This window comes from Pseudomonas sp. ASL7 (assembly GCF_056680375.1).
This window is the reverse complement of the sequence record NZ_CM155279.1, coordinates 4,218,524-4,234,147: the sequence shown is the minus strand read 5'-3', so window position 1 is coordinate 4,234,147 and position 15,624 is coordinate 4,218,524. Positions and strand designations below refer to the sequence as shown.

At 58.6% G+C, this 15,624-nt stretch carries 11 protein-coding genes, 1 tRNA gene and 1 pseudogene; 6 read left to right on the top strand and 7 right to left on the bottom strand.

All coding sequences use genetic code 11. The features are described 5' to 3' along the window. Positions 1 to 88: 88 nt before the first annotated feature. Complete coding sequence (locus tag AC1MDT_RS19630; protein ID WP_480418552.1) at positions 89 to 2,443, top strand: glucose/quinate/shikimate family membrane-bound PQQ-dependent dehydrogenase; 2,355 nt, start codon at positions 89 to 91, stop codon at positions 2,441 to 2,443. A gap of 213 nt (positions 2,444 to 2,656) precedes the next feature. Here AC1MDT_RS19630 and AC1MDT_RS19625 read toward each other — a convergent pair whose 3' ends face one another. Beyond that, on the bottom strand, positions 2,657 to 2,965 hold the full coding sequence (locus AC1MDT_RS19625; RefSeq protein ID WP_480418551.1) for a DUF3077 domain-containing protein: 309 nt from the start codon (positions 2,963 to 2,965) through the stop codon (positions 2,657 to 2,659). Positions 2,966 to 3,541: 576 nt separating this feature from the next. On the opposite strand from AC1MDT_RS19625, the pseudogene AC1MDT_RS19620 reads away from it, so the two are divergent. Continuing rightward, positions 3,542 to 3,906 (top strand): annotated as a pseudogene (locus tag AC1MDT_RS19620) (type II toxin-antitoxin system RelE/ParE family toxin). Further along, a complete protein-coding gene (locus AC1MDT_RS19615) occupies positions 3,899 to 4,204 on the top strand; it encodes an XRE family transcriptional regulator (RefSeq protein ID WP_480418550.1) in 306 nt (101 codons plus the stop codon). The pseudogene AC1MDT_RS19620 and the gene AC1MDT_RS19615 overlap by 8 nt, the downstream one beginning before the upstream one ends. 70 nt (positions 4,205 to 4,274) lie before the next feature. On the opposite strand, the gene AC1MDT_RS19610 is transcribed toward AC1MDT_RS19615, so the two are convergent. The 5 genes from AC1MDT_RS19610 to rpsU all read right to left on the bottom strand — a co-directional run bounded on the left by AC1MDT_RS19610 (position 4,275) and on the right by rpsU (position 12,818). After that, positions 4,275 to 4,351: transfer RNA gene (locus tag AC1MDT_RS19610), tRNA-Ile, on the bottom strand. A gap of 15 nt (positions 4,352 to 4,366) precedes the next feature. After that, positions 4,367 to 8,113, bottom strand: a complete 3,747-nt coding sequence (locus AC1MDT_RS19605) for a bifunctional diguanylate cyclase/phosphodiesterase (RefSeq protein ID WP_480418549.1) — start codon at positions 8,111 to 8,113, stop codon at positions 4,367 to 4,369. A 122-nt stretch (positions 8,114 to 8,235) separates the two neighbouring features. Beyond that, entirely contained in the window at positions 8,236 to 10,086 is a 1,851-nt protein-coding gene (rpoD, locus tag AC1MDT_RS19600; RefSeq protein WP_480418548.1) for an RNA polymerase sigma factor RpoD, read from the bottom strand. Positions 10,087 to 10,153: 67 nt separating this feature from the next. Further along, positions 10,154 to 12,121: a DNA primase gene (gene dnaG, locus AC1MDT_RS19595; protein WP_480418547.1), complete on the bottom strand. Its 1,968-nt coding sequence runs from the start codon at positions 12,119 to 12,121 to the stop codon at positions 10,154 to 10,156. Positions 12,122 to 12,602: 481 nt separating this feature from the next. After that, positions 12,603 to 12,818: a 30S ribosomal protein S21 gene (rpsU, locus tag AC1MDT_RS19590; RefSeq protein WP_002551877.1), complete on the bottom strand. Its 216-nt coding sequence runs from the start codon at positions 12,816 to 12,818 to the stop codon at positions 12,603 to 12,605. A 199-nt stretch (positions 12,819 to 13,017) separates the two neighbouring features. On the opposite strand from rpsU, the gene tsaD reads away from it, so the two are divergent. Continuing rightward, positions 13,018 to 14,043 carry a tRNA (adenosine(37)-N6)-threonylcarbamoyltransferase complex transferase subunit TsaD gene (tsaD, locus tag AC1MDT_RS19585; RefSeq protein ID WP_480418546.1) on the top strand — a complete coding sequence of 342 codons (1,026 nt, stop codon included), beginning with the start codon at positions 13,018 to 13,020 and terminating at the stop codon, positions 14,041 to 14,043. Between the two features lie 22 nt (positions 14,044 to 14,065). Here the strand turns inward: tsaD and plsY are convergent, their stop codons facing one another. Continuing rightward, positions 14,066 to 14,635 carry a glycerol-3-phosphate 1-O-acyltransferase PlsY gene (gene plsY / locus AC1MDT_RS19580; protein ID WP_480418545.1) on the bottom strand — a complete coding sequence of 190 codons (570 nt, stop codon included), beginning with the start codon at positions 14,633 to 14,635 and terminating at the stop codon, positions 14,066 to 14,068. Between the two features lie 74 nt (positions 14,636 to 14,709). On the opposite strand from plsY, the gene folB reads away from it, so the two are divergent. Beyond that, on the top strand, positions 14,710 to 15,066 hold the full coding sequence (gene folB, locus AC1MDT_RS19575; RefSeq protein WP_149416525.1) for a dihydroneopterin aldolase: 357 nt from the start codon (positions 14,710 to 14,712) through the stop codon (positions 15,064 to 15,066). Continuing rightward, complete coding sequence (gene folK, locus AC1MDT_RS19570; RefSeq protein ID WP_480418544.1) at positions 15,057 to 15,575, top strand: 2-amino-4-hydroxy-6-hydroxymethyldihydropteridine diphosphokinase; 519 nt, start codon at positions 15,057 to 15,059, stop codon at positions 15,573 to 15,575. The genes folB and folK overlap by 10 nt, the downstream gene beginning before the upstream one ends. Positions 15,576 to 15,624 lie beyond the last annotated feature (49 nt).

The window sequence follows — 15,624 nt, the reverse complement described above, 5'->3', positions numbered from 1 at the left end:
TCATGCCAATTTCATCTCCGCCAAATTGCCACAAGTAACTAGGTGGTACATTGTCCAGCGCTTGTCACAAATGGGGAAAACTTCCGACATGAATAATTCTGGGGCTGCTGGCGGCGGCAAAGGGTGGCTGGTGGTGCTGGGTGTTCTGATTGCATTAATCGGGCTCGGTCTGGCCTATGGCGGTGGTTACCTCGTTTCACTGGGAGGCAGCTGGTATTTCCTGCTGATGGGCCTGGCGATGCTGGTGTCCGGGCTGATGATCGCCCGCCGTAAACCGCAAGGTGCATGGCTGTATGGCATAGCGCTGATCCTGACCGCGATCTGGGCGGTGTGGGACGCCGGGTTCGAATACTGGCCGCTGGTTTCACGCGTGCTGACCTTTGCCGTGATCGGCCTGGTTGTCGCCCTGATTTACCCGACCCTGGTGCGCGCTTCGGGCGCGACGGCGGGCCGTGGTGCTTATGGCCTCGCCGGTATTTTGGGCGTCGGCGTTGTCGCCACGCTGGCCTACATGTTTGTGCCAACCCCTGTGGTCAAGGCCAGCAGTGAACCGGCCGTTACGCCGGTCGCACCGGGCACCGAACAGAAGGACTGGGCCCATTGGGGCAACACCACCGCCGGCAACCGCTTCGCCGCGCTGGAGCAGATCAACAAAGGCAATATCGGCACGTTGCAAGTCGCGTGGACCTTCCGCACCGGCGACATCCCGCAAAGCAACGGTGCTGGCGCTGAAGACCAGAACACGCCGCTGCAAATCGGCGACACGGTCTATACCTGCACGGCCTACGGCAAAGTCTTCGCTCTTGACGCCGATACCGGCGCTCAGCGCTGGAAGTTCGACCCGCAAGGCTCCGCGCCAAACTGGCAACGCTGCCGTGGCCTGGGTTATTCCGAAGCCCCTGCGTTCTTGGGCTACAAGACGACAGCCTGTAAGAAACGCCTGTTTCTGCCAACGGGCGATGCGCGTCTGATCTCGATCAATGCTGAAACCGGCAAACCGTGCGAAGAGTTTGGCACCAAAGGCACCATCGACCTGAAAACCGACATGGGCGAAGTCAAGCCGGGTTACTACCAGCAGACGTCGACTCCTCTGGTCGCAGGTAACGTCGTGATCGTCGGCGGTCGTGTGGCCGATAATTATTCCACCGGTGAACCACCAGGGGTCGTCCGCGCTTATGACGTGCGTAGCGGTGAGCTGGTGTGGGCGTGGGATCCGGGCAACCCGAATACCACCAAACGTCCGCCGCCCGGTGAGACCTATACCCGTGGCACGCCGAATGTGTGGTCGGCCATGTCCTACGACGCCAAACTGGGGCTGGTGTACCTGCCAACCGGCAACGCCACGCCGGACTTCTTCGGCGGTCAGCGCACGGCATTCGATGACAAGTGGAACTCGTCCATTGTCGCCATCGATGTGAAGACCGGACAGGTGCGCTGGCACTTCCAGGCCACCCACCACGACCTGTGGGACTTCGACCTGCCGGCGCAGCCGCTGCTGTACGACGTGCCGGACGACAAGGGCGGCCTACAACCGGCCCTGGTGCAAGTGACCAAACAGGGTGAGATCTTCCTGCTCAACCGTGAAACCGGCGTGCCGATCGCGCGCGTCGAAGAGCGTCCAGTGCCGCAGGGCAATGTGCCCGGCGAACGTTACTCGCCGACCCAGCCGTTCTCGGTAGACATGCCGTCAATCGGCAACAAGACCCTGACCGAATCCGACATGTGGGGCGCCACGCCGTTCGACCAGTTGATGTGCCGAATCCAGTTCAAAGGCATGCGCCACGAAGGCGTCTACACCCCGCCGGGGCTTGATCGTGCGCTGCAGTTCCCGGGATCGTTGGGAGGCATGAACTGGGGCAGCGTCTCGGTGGACCCGAACACGAACTACATGTTCGTCAATGACATGCGCCTGGGCCTGGCCAACTACTTGATCCCGCGTGACAAGATCGCCGCCGGGGCCAGTGGTATCGAAATGGGTGTGGTGCCGCAGGAAGGCACGCCGTTTGGTGCGATGCGCGAGCGCTTCCTCTCGGCGGCCGGTATTCCGTGTCAAAAGCCACCGTTCGGCACCCTGTCCGCCATCGACCTGAAGACCCACAAACTGATGTGGCAGGTCCCTGTCGGCACAGTGCAGGACACCGGCCCACTGGGTATTCGCATGCATTTACCGATTCCGATCGGTATGCCGACCCTCGGCGCTTCCCTGGTGACCCAGTCCGGTCTGTTGTTCTTCGCCGGGACTCAGGATTTCTACCTGCGTGCGTTTGATACGGGTAATGGTAATGAGATCTGGAAAGCCCGGTTGCCGGTAGGCAGTCAGTCCGGGCCGATGACCTATGTGTCGCCGAAAACCGGCAAGCAGTACATCCTGCTGACGGTTGGGGGCGCACGACAGTCGCCGGATCGTGGGGACTACGTGATTGCGTATGCGTTGCCTAAGTAAAGGCTGAAACGCAGTTAAGCCGTAATGCGATCTGTAGCAGCTGGCGAAGCCTGCGTTCGGCGGCGTAGCCGTCGTAAAACCTGTGCATGAGGTGTTTCTGATGCACCGCGTCGGCTGATTTCACGACGGCTTCGCCGCCGAACGCAGGCTTCGCCAGCTGCTACAGGAAGCGTGTTGCGCCTGAGATTTTTTGACTGCCTGTTGGAGTTGCCGCTACTCGGCGGTTTCTTTGCCCGTCCGAATAGGGCGCCGTGTCAGCACCTTCACCACATCATCGATTACCGCTTTACTCATCGCCGTCAAATAATGAGCAGCCCAAGCGTGGTAATCGGTGTCTTTTGCATAGCCGGCATCCACGGTAAGCGCCTTGGCGAGGAACAGAAAATCGGAAGCTTGTGCCAGCGCATCGCTGATCGGGACACCGCCGCGGACGTTGAACAGCGCTTCGTTTGAGCAGTAAATCAGGGGCGTGAAGCCGATGGTTTTCAGTTCTGAGGGTTCGGGCGGATTTGTTTTTGTCATGGTGTAGCTCCTAATTTGAAGGGCTGTCGCATTCGTTTCCAAGCGAATGGGTGACAGCTGTGCGCAGGTTGGAAAACCGGGAAATTAGGAAACCGGCACGCCCGAAGACGTCCCGCGCACAGCCGCCATAACTCAAGAACGCAAGCTAGAAAAGCCTGTGCAATCGTGAAAGGCGCTGTTGCGAATAATTTCGACGGGTTTCCAAGCCCGATCGCTGAATGGTCAGCGACGTCCGGAGAGTATCCCGTCGAAGAAAAGCGCAACAAGGCATCAAAGTGCCCAACCGCGAGATTCGGAGTTTGCCTACAAGGTCTGCGGGCGTCATCCGATATTGCGACACCTTAAGTAAGCAAAACTAAACTCGGCGAGCGATTTTACAAACGCTGGAGTTATTGAGCAGTTGAGTGAAACGAATCCCCCTGCGCCGTCAGGGTTACTCTTCAATCGATTGGCGGTGGGTAAACGATCTGCCGAAATCATCGTTAACAATTGTCACTGGAATCAGGGTAGTCGAACGGCCCCTAGAACTCATACATTTATTCCTTTGAGGTTATATTCCTTTGGTGGCATATTTGTATGAAGTGGGACGTTGAATATACCGATGAGTTTGAGGCCTGGTGGGATCGCCTCAATGATGCTGAGCAGGACTCGGTCCAGGTCACGGTCATGTTGCTGGGCGATGACGGACCGCATTTGGGTTTTCCGCACACCAGCGATATCAAGGGGGGGCGGCATGGCAACCTCCGTGAGTTGCGAGTGCAACACGCTGGCAGGCCTTACCGTGTGTGTATGCCTTTGATCCACGACGCTGCGCGATCCTGCTGATCGGCGGTGACAAAACCGGTCAGGATCGTTGGTATCTGGAGTATGTACCGCTAGCCGAACGTCTGTACGACGAGCATTTGGAAACATTGAAGAAAGAGGGCTATGAGAATGGCTAAAAAATTCGCTGATTTGGTGGCGCGGCGCTCTCCTGAATCTCAAGAGCGTGTCGACGCGTTGTTTCAGAAACTGCGGGCGGAAATGCCGTTACACGAGTTGCGCCAGGCTCAGGCATTGAGCCAAGAAACGCTGGCCAAGACGCTGCATGTCAATCAGGCGGCAATTTCCAGGATGGAGCGACGTACCGACATGTACATCAGCACGCTGCGTAACTATATCCGCGCTATGGGAGGCGAGCTGGAAATCATCGCAACCTTTCCCGAGGGGCAGGTCAAGATCGAGAACTTTGCCAACTGAGCGATAAAAAGTATCTGTAAAAGCCTATCACCAGACACGCAAAAGCCGCGCATTGCGCGGCTTTCTTGTTTGGTGGGCCCACACGGACTTGAACCGTGGACCAAAGGATTATGAGTCCTCTGCTCTAACCAACTGAGCTATAGGCCCTCAGTAGGTCGCGGATTATAGCGATGGTTTCTCGGCTGTGCTATCCGAAAAGTCTGAAACAGCTATACGAAGAAACGTCGCGGCGAATTCTTCCGGTGGCAAGGGCAGGCTGACGATGTAGCCCTGGATCTGCTCGCACCCTTCCATGGCCAGGAATTGCTGCTGTGCCTGGGTCTCGACGCCCTCGGCAATCACAGTAAATTGCATACTGCGGCCCAAGGCGATAATGGCGCGGACGATCGCCGCATCATGGGGATCATCCGGCAGGCCGCGGACGAAAGACTGGTCGATCTTGAGGATGTCCAGCGGCAGGCGTTTGAGGTAACTCAGGGATGAGTAGCCGGTGCCGAAATCGTCGATCGCCAGTTGCACGCCCAGGTGTTTGAGTTGATGCAGCACCGCCAGCGCTTCTTCGGCCTGGCTCATGATGAAGTTTTCGGTGATTTCCAGTTGCAGGAAGCCGGGCTTGAGGCGGTTGTCCCTAAGCAATTGTTCGATCCGCACCAGCAAGTTCGGCTGGCGCAACTGAGCGCCCGCGAGGTTGACCGACAGTGGGCCGAGGCATTCGTAGAGCTGATTCCATTCAAACATTTGTCGGCAGGCCGTCTCGAGGACCCAGTCGCCGATTTGCAGAATCATGCCGTTTTCTTCGGCCAGCGGAATGAAGTGTTCCGGCGGCACCTCGCCAAAGGTCGGGTGGCACCAGCGAATAAGCGCTTCTGCGCCAACCAGGCGATTGTTGTCGAGGCTGATTTTTGGTTGGTAGTGCAGGTGCAACTCATTGCGCTCGATGGCGCGTCGCAGTTCATGCTCCAGCGCCACCCGCTCGCTGGCCTGTGCGGTGAGGTCGCGGGTGTAGCTTTCGACCCGGTTCCGGCCCTTGGCCTTGGAGCGATACATCGCCGCGTCGGCGTTCTTGACCAGTGTGGCGACATCAACCCCGTCCTTGGGATAGAGACTGGTGCCGATGCTGGCGCTGATGAAAAACTCGTGCTCGCCGGCCTGGAACGGTGCGCCGAAGCAATTGAGCAACTTGGCCGCGATATTATCGGCATCGCTGGCCTGTTGGAGACCAGGCAGCAGGATGATGAACTCGTCGCCGCCCAGGCGCGCCACGGTGTCGATGTCGCGCAGTTGCTCCTTGAGGCGCACGGCAATGCCCTTGAGCAGCAAGTCGCCGACCGGGTGACCGAGACTGTCGTTGATGTGCTTGAAACGGTCCAGATCGAGGAACAGCACCGCACCCTGGCCACCGTTTTCCTGTTGGTTATTGAGTGCGGTCAGCAATCGACTCTCGAACAGTGTGCGGTTTGGCAGGCCGGTCAGCGGATCGTGGTGGGCCTGATAGTCGAGCTTCGCCTGGGCGTGCTTGAGGCTGGAAATGTCCGCGAACACGGCGACAAAGTGGGTGATGAACTTGTCGCGGTTGCGCACCGCGCTGATGGTCAGCCAGCTTGGATAGAGTTCGCCATTCTTGCGCCGGTTGGAAATTTCGCCCTGCCAATGGCCTTCGGCGGTCAGTTGATGCCACATGGCCGCGTAGAACGCGCTGTCATGCAGGCCCGAAGCGAGTAGGCGAGGGGTGTGACCCAGTGCTTCGCTCTCGCTGTAGCCGGTGATTTCGGTAAATGCGCGGTTCACCGCGCTGATGTGCTGTTGAGTGTCGGTAATCAAGACGCCCTCGGCCGTGCTCTCGAACACCGTGGCGGCTTGCTGCAACTTCTCCTGCATCAGGTGTCGCTCGGTGATGTCGCGGGCGATGGTCAGCATGCAGTCTTCATCGCCGATCGGCAGCGGACGGCTGGACACTTCGCAGAGGCGAATCTGCCCGTCGCTGCGGCGTATATGGCAGCTGAAGTCGCGGACAAAGCCGTCCCGGTGCAACAGGTCAAGCATCTGTTTGCGTTCGTTGAGGTTGACCCAGATCCCCAAGTCCAGCGCCGAGCGGTCGACAGACATGGCGCTGTTGAAGCCCGTGATGCGACTGAAGCCCTCGTTGACCTCCAGCAGCAGGCCGTCACTCTGTCGGGACAGCAACAAGCCGTCGGGAGAGGCGTGGAAAGCCTTGGCGAATTTTTCTTCGGAGGTTTGCAGTTGCTGCTGGGTTTCCTTGAGCTGGCTGATGTCCCGTACCACCACCACCAGCGCCGGTGTGGTATCGAGATCAAACGGTTCAGCAGAGATGAGGCCGGTAAACACCTGCCCGTTACTGCGACGAAAGGGCATCTCCAGGTTGCGGATGCTGCCGGCCTGCAATCGCTGCAACAATCCCGGCCCTACGCCGGGTATGCCCCAGATGTTCAGGTCAGTGGCGGTCCGGCCGATGACGTCTTCGGCTTTGAGTCCAATCTGTTCTTCAAACGCGTTATTGACCTCCAGCAGGCAGCCGTCGGAGAGTCGCGCGATGACCAAAATGTCTGGGCATTGCTGGAATACCGACGCGAACTTCTGTTCTGACAGGCGCAGCGCTTCTTCGGTGCGCTTGGCGTCGCTGATGTCGATCATCAGCCCGCGCATTATCGGTTCATGCCCGTGTTCGATCAGGCTGACGATGTCGCGGACCCAAATGCAGCGCCCATCGGCCGTGATGACTCGGTAATCGAGACTGTGATCGCGTCCGGCCAAAACTTCGTGGTCGCAGAAGGCCTGGGCGCGGGTCAGGTCGGCGGGGTGAATGATGTTGCGCCAGAAGCCCGGAATCAGCCAATGAGACAGCGGATATCCGAGCAAATCCTCAGCATGGGGTGATACATAGCTGTAGGTGAAATCGCTGATTCGCGCTTCCCAGGCGATAGCCGACAGGCTCTCCACCAGCCCGCGATAATGATATTCGCTGCTGCGCAGTTCCTGTTCCAGGTCCACCCGGCGGGCGATTTCAGAGCTTAATCGACGGTTGATGCGGATGACCACCGCCAGCACGGTGATCAGCAGCAACATACCCGGTAGCCCGTAAACCAGCAGATCGGACCAGAACGTTTGATGATCGAGTACGTTGCCGACCCAGTGCTCCTGGATGGCGCTGATTTCACTCGGGGTCATGTCGGCGAGGACCTTGTCGAGGATACCGACCAGTATCTTGTTGTTCCGCGGTACACCCATGGCCAGTTGATAGCGATAGGGTGTTTCGCCGCTGACATAGAGCCCGTCCAGCTTGAGCTGCCGCAAGCTCCAGACGCTGGAGGCGAGATCGCCAACCACTGCGTCCACTTCATCGGTTGCCAATGCTTGCAATGCTGAACTGACGTTGGGCATCGCCACCAGGTTGAGGTCGGGATTGTGGGTGCGTAACAGTTCGTGGGGCGCGTAGTTTTCCACCACGGCGATTTTCAGGCCATACAGGTCTTCGATTTTACGCGGCTGGGGGCCACCGACATGGGCAAGAATGACAATCGGGAAATCCAGGTAGGGGCGGGTGAATGATAAATATGACTGGCGCTCAGGGGTCGACATGATGCCCGGCAACAGGTCCAGCTTGGCCTTTTTGGCTTGCTCCAGGACGACCGTCCAGCTGACCGGCTCGATGGGTGTGAGCTTGATGGCCAGGCGCCGACGGATCAGGTCGATATAGTCCGCCGCAAGGCCCCGGTAGCGGCCCTGTTCGTCGCGAAACTCAAAGGGTGGCCACGACGCATCGACACCCAGGCGCAAGTCGGGGTGGGCTGTCAGCCAGCTACGTTCGTCGTCGGTCAGAGTCAACGCGCCAGCCGTTGCGGTCCAGGTCATCAGCGACAGCAAAAAAAGCACGGTCGGCAATCTGGGCATAACGGTCTCGTTATGGCTCGGGGGAATGTTTCGAGTGTAGACGGGCAATTCGGCCGGGGGGGCGAGCGAGGTATTTAATCTGCATAAAGCAAAACCCCCGGCCTGGGCCGGGGGTTTTGTTATTACTCGTCGAGGAAGGAGCGCAAGTGCTCGCTTCTCGTCGGGTGGCGCAGTTTGCGCAGCGCCTTGGCTTCGATCTGACGAATCCGTTCACGGGTCACGTCGAACTGCTTACCAACTTCCTCAAGGGTGTGGTCGGTATTCATGTCGATACCGAAGCGCATGCGCAGAACCTTGGCTTCACGGGCAGTGAGGCCGGACAGAACTTCGCGAGTCGCTTCTTTAAGGCTCTCAACAGTGGCGACATCGATTGGCGACTGCATGGTCGAGTCTTCGATGAAGTCACCCAGATGGGAGTCTTCGTCATCACCGATCGGGGTTTCCATGGAGATCGGCTCTTTAGCGATCTTCAATACCTTGCGGATCTTGTCCTCAGGCATTTCCATGCGTTCGCCCAGCTCTTCCGGGGTCGGTTCGCGACCCATTTCCTGCAACATCTGGCGGGAAATACGGTTGAGCTTGTTGATCGTCTCGATCATGTGCACCGGAATACGGATGGTGCGGGCCTGGTCGGCGATCGAGCGAGTGATCGCCTGACGGATCCACCAGGTGGCATAAGTCGAGAATTTGTAGCCGCGGCGGTATTCGAACTTGTCTACCGCTTTCATCAAGCCAATGTTGCCTTCCTGGATCAGATCGAGGAATTGCAGGCCACGGTTGGTGTACTTCTTGGCGATGGAGATCACCAGACGCAAGTTCGCTTCAACCATCTCTTTCTTCGCGCGGCGGGCCTTGGCCTCACCGATCGACATGCGACGGTTGATGTCCTTGATCTCGGCAATCGTCAAACCGGTTTCGGTTTGCAGCGCGATCAGCTTCTGCTGGCAACGAATGATGTCCGGCTGCAGGCGACCAATGGCTTCAGCGTATTTGCCTTTGCCTTTGGCCAGTGCATCGGTCCAGCTTTCGTCGACTTCGTTGCCCGGGAACTGGCGCAGGAAGTCGGCACGCGGCATGCGGGCATCACGAACGCAGAGCTGCATGATTGCGCGCTCTTGCTGACGCAAGCGATCCAGGGCACTGCGAACACGCTCGACCAGGCCTTCGAATTGCTTCGGCACCAGTTTGATCGGCATGAACAGCTCTGCCAGGGCCAACAGTTCGGCAATAGCCAGCTTGTTGCCACGACCGTGCTTTTTCAGCGCCTTGCGGGTGATTTCCATCTGATCGGAGACAGCGCCAAAACGCTGTGCTGCGATGATCGGATCCGGACCGCTTTCGGCTTCTTCTTCGTCATCAGTCGACGCTTCGGCGTCATCGTCGTCGGTGTCGTCATCCGCTTTCACGGCTTTCGGATCGACAGGCGGTGGCACTTCGGCAGCAGGCGGCGCAATGCCGTCGTCCGGGTCGATATAACCGCTCAGGACGTCGGACAGGCGGCCACCTTCGGTGGTGACGCGAGTGTATTCGGAGAGAATATGATCAACCGTGCCAGGGAAGTGCGCGATTGCGCCCATCACTTCACGGATGCCCTCTTCAATACGTTTGGCGATTTCGATTTCGCCTTCACGTGTGAGGAGCTCTACCGTACCCATTTCACGCATATACATGCGCACTGGGTCGGTGGTGCGACCAATGTCGGTCTCGACCGCTGCCAACGCTGCTGCTGCCTCTTCGGCCGCGGCTTCGTCGGTATCGGCGTCGGCCAGCATAAGGGAATCCTTATCTGGCGCAACCTCGAATACGTTGATCCCCATGTCATTGATCATGCGGATGATGTCTTCCACCTGTTCCGGATCTGAAATATCCTCCGGCAGGTGGTCGTTGACCTCCGCGTAAGTCAGGTAACCCTGCTCACGACCAAGTGTGATCAACTCTTTGATACGAGACTGCTGTTGCGCTTTTCCGGACATAACACCCTATCCACTGAAGGTCTTGGCGGGCAAAAAACAAGCCGAGGATTATACCTGAGCTATGACCTCACGCGCCAGTTGAGGTCGGGCTTGTTGCGGAAACATTGCGACTTAAAAGGTCGCGCAGTTGATTTTTCTCTTCGGCACTCAGTTCACTTTGACGTGCTTTTCTAAGAAGTTGTTCCAGGTTTCGCTCGCGTTGGCGGGCTGACAAGCTAGTAATGGTGTCGAAAAACTGTTGTTCAAGGTTATCTCCATCAATCAGCCATTCCTTTTCCGCCAGCGCCTTGAGCAAACGTCCTTGCTCCGTACCGTGCCAGCGTGCAATCAACTGAAATGAGTTTAGCTTGGGATTCTTCTGTACGGCTTCGAGCAGGGCCACCAGCAGCTGAGTGTTGGTATGGTCCTCGGCGGCGAAGTGCCCGGCATCCTCGACTTTCTCGGCCAGTTGCGGGTGATGCAGCAAAGTGCGCAAGGCGGCCAGGGTCGGCGGCTCCACAGCGGCCGGCACACGCGGCGCGCGGGGTTGATCGCGATCACCGCCGCGCTTGCCGTTCTTGTCCCAGGGTTTCTTGTCCCATTTTTTGCCGCCAGCGCCAGGCTTTTTCGGCGTCCATTCCTGCTGCGGCACGTACATCTCTTGTGCTTGCGGCTGATGGTAGTCGCTGTAATCCGGCATTGCGTCGTAATCAATGCCTGGATCGTAAGCTGGAGGGGCTTCCTGGGGTGCGCTTTGCACCAGTTGGCTGACGGCTTCACCGCTGAGGCCGGTGATTTCGGTCAGGCGCTGACGCATCAGGATGCGCAGGTTTGCGCCGGGAACCTTGTCGATCAACGGCGCGGCGAGGGTGGCCATGTGGGCCTTGCCTTCGAGCGAGCGCGGGTCCGATTCCTCGGTCAGTTGCTGAAAAAAATAATCGGCCAGCGGCTGCGCGTGCTGGTTGATTCGCGCGCGGAAAGCATCGGTGCCTTCGGAGCGGACCAGCGTATCCGGATCTTCGCCCTCGGGCAGGAACAGGAAACGTGCCCGTCGCCCGTCTTGCAGGCAGGGAAGGGTAGCTTCCAGTGCCCGCCATGCGGCGTTGCGGCCGGCCTGGTCGCCGTCGAAACAGAACAGCACGTTGGGCACGACGCGAAACAGTCGCTTCAAGTGCTCTTCGCTGGTGGCTGTGCCTAGCGTGGCGACAGCGTTTCGCAGGCCCTGCTGGGCGAGCGCGATGACGTCCATGTAGCCTTCGACGACGATGATTTCGTCGAGGTTGCGGTTATTCTTGCGTGCTTCATAAAGACCGTAGAGTTCCTGGCCTTTATGGAATACCGGGGTTTCCGGTGAGTTCAGGTATTTTGGCTTGTCGTCGCCCAGTACCCGGCCGCCGAAAGCAATGATGCGCCCGCGACTGTCGCGGATCGGGAACATTACGCGGTCGCGAAAGCGATCATATCGTTTACCGGTTTCGGCGTTCTCGATGAGCAGGCCGGCATCGACCATGGCTTTTTGTTGCAGGGTGTCGCTGCTCAAGTGCTTGAACAGGTTGTCCCAGCCGGGTGGGGCGAAGCCGAGGCCGAAGTCTCTGGCGATTTCGCCTGTCAGACCACGACCTTTCAAGTAATCCACCGCTGCTTTGCGCGATGGGTGACTTTTAAGTGCCTGACGGTAAAAGTCGGCGGCGGCGGTGAGTAGTGGGTACAGCGGCGAATCGGTGGGCTGCCGCGGTTTGTGCGGTCGGCCGCTTTCTTCGCGGGGGATTTCCATGCCGGCGGCTTTGGCCAGTTCTTCGACGGCCTGGATGAAATCCAGGTTGTCGTGGTCCATCATGAAGCCGAGGGCGTTACCGCCAGCGCCGCAACCGAAGCAGTAATAGAACTGTTTGTCGGGGCTGACGCTGAAGGAAGGGGTTTTTTCTTTGTGGAACGGGCAGCAGGCAGTGTAATTCTTGCCGGCTTTTTTCATTTGCAGGCGCGAGCTGACCACATCGACGATGTCGGTGCGGTTCAGAAGGTCGTCAATGAAGCTCTGGGGAATTAGCCCGGCCATGGCGTTCTCGTCATCTGCGCTGAAATGGACCCGAAACGAAAGGCGGCCAAGCGCGGGTCGTTGTTTGAGGCACGCAAAATGTGCGGCTCGACCAGTGTCGTCTGCGTTATCGCTGTCGGGAAGTGTATCTGCCGAAAATCCACTGACGTTAATCACAATCAGTATTCGACTATTTGAAAGTGTTTCGCTGAATCCGCTACGGCCAGTCGATGGCCCCGGATAGCTCAAAAGCGGGCACGCAAGAAGGTGCCTTGGGCTGATCGTCGTGAGAGGAATCAGTGGGTGTGCTCGTCAGTAGCCTTGAAAGGCTCGTCAGAAAAGACGTGCACTGCTGGCAAAAGAGCCAGGTCTGACGCTGTGAAGCAGATTTGTCTCGGTCGCGTCTGCGGCTTTGACGATGAAACATCAAGCGTATTCCGCAAATGCCATTAGCCCGGCTGAGGGCCGGGCTTGGCAGAAGCTTGCTACGAACGTCTGTGTATTAGTACAGACGAACGGCGCGGCGCTGTTCGCGCTGAACTTTCTTTGCGTGACGCTTAACAGCGGCTGCTGCTTTGCGCTTACGCTCAGAAGTCGGCTTCTCGTAGAATTCGCGGCTACGAACTTCAGCCAGTACACCGGCTTTTTCGCAGGAGCGCTTGAAACGACGCAGAGCTACGTCGAAGGGTTCGTTCTCTTTTACTTTGACGGCTGGCATCCAGAGCTACCTTCATTCATTACCGGGGTCAACATCCTCGTGGCAAAAGAGCACTTGAAGACGTCGGTTTTTAAGGGTTGCGGATGTTAACCCCTCATCGCTCGGAATGCAAAGCCTCTGATCGAAAACCGCTGGTCGGGGCATCACGTGACGACTATTATGCGCGCCTTCGAATTCAGCCTAAACAAGGCGCAAACCCATGCTAGTACTGGGATTAGAAACCTCCTGCGACGAAACCGGTGTCGCACTTTACGACAGTGAACGCGGCCTGCTGGCCGACGCGCTGTTCAGCCAGATCGACCTGCACCGTGCCTATGGCGGTGTGGTGCCGGAGCTGGCCTCGCGCGATCATGTAAAGCGCATGCTGCCCTTGATTCGTCAGGTGTTGGCCGAGGCTGACTGCGTGCCTACCGAAATCGACGCCATCGCCTACACGGCGGGTCCTGGCCTGGTCGGAGCCCTGCTTGTGGGCGCTTCCTGCGCTCAGGCACTGGCCTTTGCCTGGGGCATTCCGGCCTTGGGTGTGCACCACATGGAAGGTCACTTGCTGGCGCCGATGCTGGAGTCGCAACCACCAGAATTTCCGTTCGTCGCTTTGTTGGTGTCGGGTGGTCATACGCAGCTGGTTCAGGTCGACGGGATCGGTCAGTACACGCTCTTGGGCGAGACCCTCGACGATGCCGCCGGTGAAGCGTTCGACAAGACTGCGAAGATGATGGGCCTCAATTACCCGGGGGGGCCGGAAATCGCCCGACTGGCGGAGCAGGGCGTTGCAGGACGTTTCCTCTTCCCGCGTCCGATGTGCGACCGTCCAGGGCTGGCTTTCAGCTTCAGTGGCTTGAAAACCTCCGCCCTGAACACCTGGCAGCAGTGCGTCAGCGCCGGGGACGACAGCGATCAAGCCCGTTGCGACATCTCGCTGGCGTTCCAGCAGGCCGTGGTGGAGACTTTGACCATCAAGTGTAAGCGTGCCTTGAAACAGGCCGGTATGAAGCGTCTGGTGATCGCTGGAGGCGTTAGCGCCAACAAGGCCCTGCGCACTTCCCTGGAGAAAATGCTCGGCGACATGAAAGGCGATGTGTTTTACGCCCGTCCGGAGTTTTGCACCGATAACGGCGCGATGATTGCTTTTGCCGGCTGCCAGCGCTTACAGGCCGGTCAGCACGAAAGCCTGGCGATCAGTGTTCAGGCGCGTTGGCCGATGGAGCAGTTGTCAGGGTTGTGATGAGCGGCGCTCACGTCGGTATTTAAAAATGCCGTTCGCGCCCGGCAAACAGGTCGCGTAGATTGCCGCGATGACGCCAGACGATCAGGCCCGTGAGCGCGCTCATGGGCAGCAGTGCCGCCGGTGCCTGCCAGGCCAGCAGCGGTAGGGTCAGCGGTGTGGCGATCAATGCGGCCAGTGAGCTGGTGCGGGTCAGGTAAAACGTCAGCAGCCAGGCACAGAGCGCGAGCAAGGCGGCGGGTGGATAGAGGCCCAGCAGCATGCCGGCAGCGGTGGCAACACCCTTGCCGCCGCGAAAGCGGAAGTACAGCGGGAACAGGTGGCCGATGACGGCGCAGATGCCGATCCAGGCCTGTTCTTGAAGCGAAAACCCCGCCAGACCTGCTATTAGCACTGGCAGCAGGCCTTTGCAGAGATCGCCGAGCAAGGTCAGGACGGCGAGTTTTTTGCCGGCCAGGCGCAACATGTTGGTGGCACCGGCATTGCCTGAGCCACCCATTCGCGGATCGGGGTTACCGGTCAGGCGGCTGAGCAAAATGGCGAAGGACAGAGAGCCGAGCAGGTAGGCGAGGGTCGCCAATAACCAAAACATGCTAACTATTCCGGGCGAGGACGCCCTGATTCTAACGGCGCATTGCGCCCTTGTCGTGCAGTGGAGAAAAGTGCTTGGACAGAGTGTTTATCGAGGGCCTGGAAGTCGACACCGTGATTGGTGCCTACGACTGGGAGCGAGGCATCCGACAGTGCTTGCGACTGGATCTGAGCTTCGCTTGGGACAATCGCCCGGCAGCGGCGGGCGATGACCTGACCCTGGCGCTCGATTACGCCAGCGTATCGTCGCGTATCCAGGCCTTTGCCGAGCAGGCACAGTTTCAGCTGGTCGAGACTTTTGCCGAGCGTCTGGTCGAGGTGCTGATGAGCGAATTCCAGATCACCTGGGTGCGCCTCAAGCTGACCAAGCCAGGTGCAGTTCCGGCTGCCACGGGTGGCGTGGGCGTGGAGATCGAGCGCGGATGTCGCTGACTCAGGTGTACCTCGGGCTCGGTAGTAATATCGGGCGTGAAACTCATTTACAGGCCGGCCTGGAAGCCTTGTCGGGGTTTTTGGCGGATATACGCTGCTCCGCGGTGTTCGAAAGCCAGCCAGTAGGGATCAAGAGCGGACCGTTCTTCAATTTCGTGGTGTCGGGTTTTACCGATCTGCCACTGATGGAGCTGGACCGGCGACTGAAATTCATTGAAGCGGACAATGGCCGTTATGCGCCGGACCGCAAGGGTTTGCCGCTGGACATTGACGTTTTGTTGTTCGGCGATCTGGTGGGCAATTTTGATGGTCTGATTCTGCCGCGCGCAGAAATCCTGAAAAATGCCTTTGTGCTGTGGCCGCTGTCGCTGATTGCGCCGGATCGTGTGCATCCGGGCGTAGGCAAGAGCTTTGCGACGTTGTGGGCTGAAGCGCAGATTGATCAGGTGTTGGCGCCGGTGGCGTTTGAGTGGCGTGGGCAGCCGTTAACCCCTGCGCATTTGTTGTGACCTGACTGACGTCTTCGCGAGCAGGCTCGCTCCCACATGGTTGGCGCTG